Annotated in this window: 5 protein-coding genes; all 5 read right to left on the minus strand. The window is 69.3% G+C overall.

All coding sequences use genetic code 11. From position 1 onward, the window contains the following. Positions 1-1,905: glycosyl hydrolase family 28-related protein (locus F6X68_RS28250; protein ID WP_151457107.1), on the minus strand; the 1,905-nt coding region annotated here is incomplete at its 3' end. 138 nt (positions 1,906-2,043) lie between these two features. Further along, on the minus strand, positions 2,044-3,696 hold the full coding sequence (locus F6X68_RS28255) for an alpha-amylase family glycosyl hydrolase (protein WP_151457108.1): 1,653 nt from the start codon (positions 3,694-3,696) through the stop codon (positions 2,044-2,046). A 119-nt stretch (positions 3,697-3,815) separates the two neighbouring features. Next, positions 3,816-4,703 (minus strand): carbohydrate ABC transporter permease, encoded by an 888-nt coding sequence (locus F6X68_RS28260; protein WP_151457109.1) that lies wholly within the window; start codon positions 4,701-4,703, stop codon positions 3,816-3,818. 12 nt (positions 4,704-4,715) lie between these two features. Then, entirely contained in the window at positions 4,716-5,672 is a 957-nt protein-coding gene (locus F6X68_RS28265; protein ID WP_151457110.1) for a carbohydrate ABC transporter permease, read from the minus strand. Positions 5,673-5,750: 78 nt separating this feature from the next. Then, a complete protein-coding gene (locus tag F6X68_RS28270; protein ID WP_151457111.1) occupies positions 5,751-7,130 on the minus strand; it encodes an ABC transporter substrate-binding protein in 1,380 nt (459 codons plus the stop codon). Positions 7,131-7,475 lie beyond the last annotated feature (345 nt).

Raw genomic sequence — 7,475 nt, forward strand, 5'->3', positions numbered from 1 at the left:
GCCGCCCCACTGCGGCTCGGGCCACGGCCCGCAGTACGGCGTCGACGTGTACCAACCGGAGTTGCCGGCGCCCTGGGTGATCTGGAAGCCGCTGCCGACGCAGTTGTGCATCGGGTTGGACTGGGCGATCCCGGTGGCCCGCACGTTCGTGAAGGACACCTGGCTGGGCGCCTGCACCTGGAGGGCGTACGTGCCCGCGCCGTCGATCCGTACGTTGTTGAAGCTGATCCCGCTGGACTGCCCCTCGATCCAGTGCAGCGCCGCGTACGAGCTGTCCAGGATGTCGGTGTCGGTGACGTTGACCGCCGCGCCCTGGATGGGCTCGTTGAGCGCGGAGAACCAGATGGCGCCGACGCCGAAGCGCCAGTTGTAGTCCGAGTTGCCGTTGCGGATCAGCGTGTTCCGGGCGACGGTGATCGTCCCGGAGACGGCGGTCGGGCCGGTCACGCCCGGGTAGCGGTTGGCGACGTGGATGCCGCCACCGTTGGTGACCGAGTCGGCGGTGACGTTGTCGGTGATCTTGATGTCCCGACCGCCGTAGGTCACCAGGTGGTTGGCGAGGATCGTCACGCCGATCGTGTTGCGGGTGAAGGAGTTGTTCACGTTCGGCACGCTCTGCGCCCACATGGCGAGGGCGTCGTCACCCGTGTTGCGTACGAACGTGTTGGTCACCGTGGAGTTGGTGACGCCCCAGTGGAAGTTCACCCCGTCGGCGGTCTGGTCGAGGATCCGGCTGTTGCGGATGGTGAAGTTGTCCATCGGGCCGTCCATCCAGGCCCCGACCTTGGTGTGCTGCATCCAGACGTTGTCGACCACCGAGTTCGACATCGCCCCGCCGATGGCGTTGACCTGGTCGTCGTCGATCCGCTCCCGAATGTCGCCGATGATGGCGAAGTCGCGCAGCGTGACGTTGCGGCTGGGTCCGCCGGCCTCGTGCGGCCGGATCTCACCGCTGTAGCCGCCGCCGGGGACGTACTTGCCGTAGATGCCGGCGGCCCGCTTGCGGTCGGTCGGGTGCCGCCCGCCGAGCACCGAGTACCACGGTCCCGCCCCGCGCAGCGTCACCCCGTCCACGACGACGTGGTCCCAGAGGGTGAACGTGCCGGTCGGGATCCAGACGACCCGGCCCTGGGCCTTGCCGGCGTCCACCGCCGCCTGGAACTTCGCGGTGGAGTCGGTCGCCCCGGTCGGGTCGGCGCCGAAGTCGGTGACCACGTCGAGCGCGCCGGACGGCTTCGCGATCGGGGCGCCCACCAGCTCGAAGTCGGCCAGGTCGATGGTGAAGGTCGGCGACTGGGCGGTCGAGGAGACCTGGAGGCGGATCTTGCTGCCGGCCGGGTACGTGGTCCCGAACATGGCCCGGGCCTCGTCGTAGAAGTGGTGCGGGTTGGTGTCGCCCGGGTTGTTGTTGAACGGGTAACCGCCGTAGTACCAGCCGTACCGCGAGGTCACCGGCACCGCCTTGACCAGGGTGCCGTTGGCCCGCAGGTCGATGCTGGCGTCCCGGCCGGTGCCGGCGGCGTTGTCCGGCAGGCTGTAGCGGAAGGTCACCGCGTTGGCGGGCGCGGTGAGGGTGAACTCGACGTACTCGCCGACGGCGTCGAGGGTGACCGCCTCCCGGCCGGACGCCTCGGACGGCAGCGTGCCGTAGCGGCGGTCCGGGCCGATCCTCGTGCCGGTGTGCGCGACCTCCTCCGCCTCCTGCTCGACGAACGGGACGGTGGCGCCCCGCCCCGGGATGTCGAACGGCGAGAGCCCCGCCGCCTGGGCGGGGGTGGCGGTGCTGGTCAACGCGATGACGGTGAGCGAGGTCGCGGTGAGGGCGAGGCCGGCGAGGGCGGCGATACCCGCCCGGGTCCTGGTTCCGGGGGGCGCGTGCGGGGTGGCGGTGGTGTGGTCGGGCATCGGCGAACTTCTCCCTGTCGTCGGTGGTCCCCCCGTGCGGTACAACGTGGCGCTGGAGCTGCGTACCTCCTTCCCGGGTGCGGGTGCGGGTGCCGCGGTGCCGACGGCCGGGACGGGCCGCCGGCACCGCGCGGGTGGTCAGACCGTTTCGGGTCCGGCCGGGTCTTCTTCGGCGGTGCGCAGCCAGACGGCGGTGTCCGGCGGAAGCAGGTCGTCGTCGAGCGGCCCGCTGGCGAGCAGCCGCCCGGTGTGGGGCGGCAGCGGCACCGCGACGTCCGAGAGGTTGACCAGGCAGGTGAAGCCGGGCCGACGGTGGTAGGCGAGCACGTCGTCCGGGGCGGGCAGCCAGCTCATCGTCCCGTCGCCGAGCGCCGGCTCGGCCCGCCGGATCCGGATCGCCGCCCGGTACAGCTCGAGCATCGAGGACGCGTCGCCGGTCTGCGCCCGGACCGTCTGGTCCTTCCACCCGGCCGGCTGGGGCAGCCAGGGGGCGGTGGCGCCGTCCGGACTGAACCCGAACGGCGGCTCGTCGCCGGCCCAGGGCAGCGGCACCCGGCAGCCGTCCCGGCCGGGGTCGATCCGGCCGGAGCGTTCCCACATCGGATCCTGGCGCAGCGCGAACGGGATGTCCTCGACCTCCCAGAGGCCCAGCTCCTCGCCCTGGTAGACGTAGGCGGCGCCGGGCAACGACAGCGACAGCAGCACGGCGGCCCGGGCCCGGCGGGTGCCCAGCTCCAGGTCGGTGGGGATGCCCTCGCGCTTCGCGGCGAAGCTGAACGTGGTGTCCTCCCGCCCGTAGCGGGTGACGTGCCGGGTGACGTCGTGGTTGGAGAGCACCCAGGTGGCGGGCGCGCCGACCGGCGCGTGCGCGCTCAGCGTGCCGTCGATGCTGTCGCGCAACGCCGTGGCGTCCCAGGCGCAGCCCAGGAAGTCGAAGTTGAACGCGGCGTGCAACTCGTCCGGGCGCAGGTAGTTGGCGAACCGCTGCCGGTCCGGCATCCACACCTCACCGATCAGCGCCCGGTCGCCCGGGTACTCGTCGGCGACCCGCCGCCAGGCGCGGTAGATCTCGTGCACGCCGTCCAGGTCGCGGAACGGGTGTGGCCGGTCCGGCAGGGTCTCGGGCAGCGTCCCGTCCTTGACCAGCAGCCCGGCCGAGTCGATCCGGATGCCGTCCACCCCCCGGTCGAACCAGAACCGCAGGATGTCCTCGAACTCCGCCCGCACCCTGGGGTGGTCCCAGTTGAAGTCCGGCTGCTCGGCGGTGAACAGGTGCAGGTACCAGTCGCCGGGGGTGCCGTCCGGGTTGGTGGTCCGGGTCCACGTCTCGCCGCCGAACTCGCCGACCCAGTCGGTGGGCCGTTGGTCGCCGTTCGGGCCCCGGCCGGGCCGGAACCAGAACAGCTCCCGCTCGGGCGCGTCCGGCCCACCGGCGAGGGCCGCCTGGAACCAGGGGTGCGCGTCGGAGCAGTGGTTCGGCACCACGTCGACGATGGTCCTCATGCCGAGCGCGTGGGCCTCCGCGATCAGCGCCTCGGCCTCGGCCAGGGTGCCGAAGACCGGGTCGATGTCGCGGTAGTCGGATACGTCGTAGCCGGCGTCGGCCATCGGGGAGGGGTACCAGGGACTGAACCAGATCGCGTCGATGCCGAGCGCGGCCAGGTGATCCAGCCGGGACCGGATGCCGGCGATGTCGCCTATGCCGTCGCCGTCACCGTCGGCGAAGCTACGTGGGTACACCTGGTAGATCACCGCTCCACGCCACCACGGACTGTTGTCTGCTGTGGACACGGACACCTGCTTTCTGCGTCGGCACGTCGGCGTTGTCGCCGGACCTGAATGTGTGTCGGGCGAACGGTCGTTGGTCGCCGACGGGGCTTCGGTGGTGGTGATGCGTCGGTGCGCCGGCCCTATCCCTTGAGGCTCCCGGTGGTCAGGCCGGACATGATGTTGCGCTGGAAGATCAGGAAGACGATGACGGTCGGGATCGCGGCGATGACCGAGGCGGCGACCACCACGTTCATGGGCGTACCGCCCGAGAAGGCGTAGATGCCGACGCTGACCGTCCGGGTCTCGGGTGACGGCATGACCAGCTTCGGCCAGAGGAAGTCCTTCCAGACCGCGGTCACGGCGAAGATCGAGACGACGCCGAGGATGGGGCGGGACATCGGCAGGACGATCGACCAGAGCGTGCGCAGCGGGGTCGCCCCGTCCATGAGGGCCGCCGCCATCAGCTCCTCCGGGATCGAGTCGAAGAACCGTTTCAGGAGGAAGATGTTGAACGCGTTCGCGACCAGGGGCAGCCAGATCGCGAACGGCGAGTCGAGCAGGTTGACGTGCAGGATCGGCAGGTCGATCACGGTCACGTACTGCGGGACGATGAGGACCATCGCGGGGATCATCAGCGTCGCCAGCATCAGGCCGAGGATCACGTTGCCGAAGATCGGCCGGAGCTTCGACAGGGAGTACGCCGCGGCGGTGTCGAGGACGAGTTGGAACAGCACCGCGCCGGTCGCGTAGTAGAACGTGTTGAACAGCAGCTTGGCGAGATCCAGGTTGTGCCACGCGTCGACGTAGTTCTGCCACTGGGGATCCTGCGGGAACAGCGACGGCGGGGTCTGCGCGATCTCCTGGCCGGACTTGAGCGCGCCGGTGACCATCCAGTAGAGGGGCCCGAGGAAGACGAGCGTGAAGCCCGTCACGACGACGGCGAGCAGCGACCAGTAGATCACCCTGCCGCGTCCCCGCCTGAGCTGGGCGGGGGAGACGAGTGTCCGGGTCCCGGAGTCCTGTGCCATTCCGCGTCCGTCCTAGTCCTGTTTCGCAGTCAGCCGCACGTAGACGGCGGAGAAGCCGGCCAGCACCACGAGCATGATCACGCCGAGCGCGGCGGCGCCGTTGAGATCGTTCTGGAAGAAGCCGTGCTGGTAGATGAGGTACGCGACCGAGGTCGCCGAGTCCTCCGCGCCCGCGCCGTTGGCGAGGATCAGCGGCTCGATGAAGAGCTGCATGGTGGCGACGATCTGGAGCATCGCCAGGAGCGCGAGGATCAGCCGGGTCTGCGGGACGGTCACGTGCAGGATCCGCCGCCAGATCCCGGCCCCGTCCAGCTCGGCCGCCTCGTAGAGTTCGCCGGGGATGTTCTGCAACGCCGCCAGGTAGATCAGCACCGCGCTGCCCATGTTCATCCAGGTCGACGCCAGCACCATCGCGGGCATCGTCATCTCGGGGGACTGCATCCACTGCGACGTCGGCAGGTGCAGCGCCTTGAGGATCGCGTTGAGGAGTCCCGCGTCGCTGGGGTCGTACGCGTAGAACTTGAACAGGAAGAGCGCCGAGGCCGGCGGCAGCATGACCGGCAGGTAGACCAGGATCCGCAGGTACCCCTTGGCGTGGCGGAACTCGTTGAGCAGGATCGCCACGAAGAACGGCACCACGTAGCCGAGGACGAGCGCGAGGACCGTGAAGTAGAAGGTGTTCTTCCAGGCGGTCCAGAAGCTCGGGTCGTCGAGGATGCGGGCGTAGTTGTCCCAGCCCACCCAGGTGGTCTCGCCGCGCCGGGTGCGCTGGAAGCTCATCACGATGCCGCGGATCATCGGGTACCAGGAGAAGACCGCGAAGCAGAGCACCGCACCGATCAGGAACGCGTGGCCGGTGAGGTTGTCCCGCACCTTGCGGCCGAGGCTCGTACGCTGCGGCCCGACCGGGGACGGCGACGCGGGACGACCCGTGTCTCTGGTGGCCCCCGGGGCGGAGAGGATCGCCAAGGCAACTCCTGGTGAGTCGGTGACCGGACGGGCGGTGCGGACGGGGTGGGGGCCGGCGCACCGGCCCCCACCGTCGGGTCAGCTCGCCGCGGCGAGGAGCTGGTTGACCTTGTCCTCGGCCGTCTTGAGCAGCGCGTCGATGTTCGCGTTCGGGTTGGTCAGCACCCCGGACATCGCCGCGTCGAGCACCGCGTAGATCGCCTGCGCGTTGCGCGGTTCACCCTTGATCTGCACCGGGGCGGCCTCGAAGAGCGCGAAGTTGGCGGTGTCGACGTTCGCGTTCGCCTTGCGCAGTTCGAGCTCCTGCTTCTGCGCGTCACTGCCGTTGGCGAAGAGCAGCGGCTGGGGCAGGCCGACCGGGTAGTTCTGCGGCTTGGCCCGGACGTAGTCGAACTGGCCCTTGCCCGGCGTCAGCTTCTGGTAGGCGATCCACTTCAGACCGGCCTCGACCTGCTCCGGGGAGAGGCCCTTCTTGAAGAAGTAGCCCTCGCCACCGCCGAGCGTGCCCTTCGCCGCGCCGTCCTGGCCGGGCAGCGGGGCCATCGCCCAGTCCTGGAACTTGCCCTGGAACTGGCTGACGATCGCCTGGGTGGAGTCCGGCGCGCCGATGAACATGCCCACCTTGCCGGCGGCGGCGTTGGTCAGCAGGTCGCCCCACTGGAGCAGCTGGCGGCTGCCCATGCTGTTGTCGCCGTACCGCATGTCCTTGAGGTTCTGCAGGACCTGCTTGCCCATGGCGTTGTTGAAGTCGGCCTTCTTGCCGTCCTCGGTCAGCATCTGGCCGCCCTGCGAGTAGAGCAGGGAGGTGAAGTGCCAGCCGCCGGTGTTGCCGGCGCTGTACTCCGAGTAGCCGGCGATCCCGTTGCCGAGCGCGGAGATCTTCTTGGCGGCCGCCCGGACCTCGGGCCACGTCTTGGGCGGGTTGTTGACGTCGAGCCCCGCCTGCTGGAACAGCACCTTGTTGTAGACCAGGCCCATCGAGTAGTTCTTCGCCGGGACGGCGTAGAGCTTCCCGTCGTGGCTGAAGGCCTCCTTGAGCGCCGGGTCGACGCTGTCCCAGGTGGGGACCGTGTCCTTGTCGGCGTACTCGCTGATGTCCATCGCCTGGCCGGAGTCCAGCACCTGCTGGAGATCGGTCATGTACCCGTAGAACAGGTCGGTCACGGTGCCACCGGCCAGGCGGGCGGTGAAGTCCGGCGGGTTGTTGCACTGCTCGCCGACGCTCACGCTCTTGATGACGATGTCGGGGTTCTGCCGCTGGAATTCGGCGACGTCGTCGTTCCAGTTCTTCAACAGCTCTTTCTGGGAGCCGACCGGCTGGCAGTCGACGGTGACCGTGACCTTGCCGCCTGCGCTGCCTGTCGCGTCGTCGCTCTTCGTCGAACAGGCCGCAAGGCTGAGCCCCAGGCCGGCCACGAGCGCCAACGCCGCAGTCTTCCGGTACTGCGGTACGGACATCTGTCCATCCCTTCGGGAACGGTGTCTCCATGACCTGCGCTGATGCCCGGTGGTCGTCACCGCGCCGATGCGCCGGCACTGATCTGCATCTGCCAAGCGACCTGACCCCGGGTAGCTGCGCCGGGGCCAGGTGTGAGTGGGGTCACTGTAGCCAAGCGAACTTGCCCCAGCAAGGTATCGATCCCTTGCTGAAAAGACGAGACTTTCGGGCGACAGAATTTGACAGGATCTTGGAAGGCAGCCTATTTGCGGCTTTGGCCCGACTGGTTCCTGCCCGCTGGCAGGCAGAACGGAACGGCCGCCGACCGCGGGCAGCGGTCGACGGCCGTTCCGTCGTTCGGGTGG

The organism is Micromonospora sp. AMSO12t (assembly GCF_008806585.1).
GTDB lineage: Bacteria > Actinomycetota > Actinomycetes > Mycobacteriales > Micromonosporaceae > Micromonospora > Micromonospora reichwaldensis.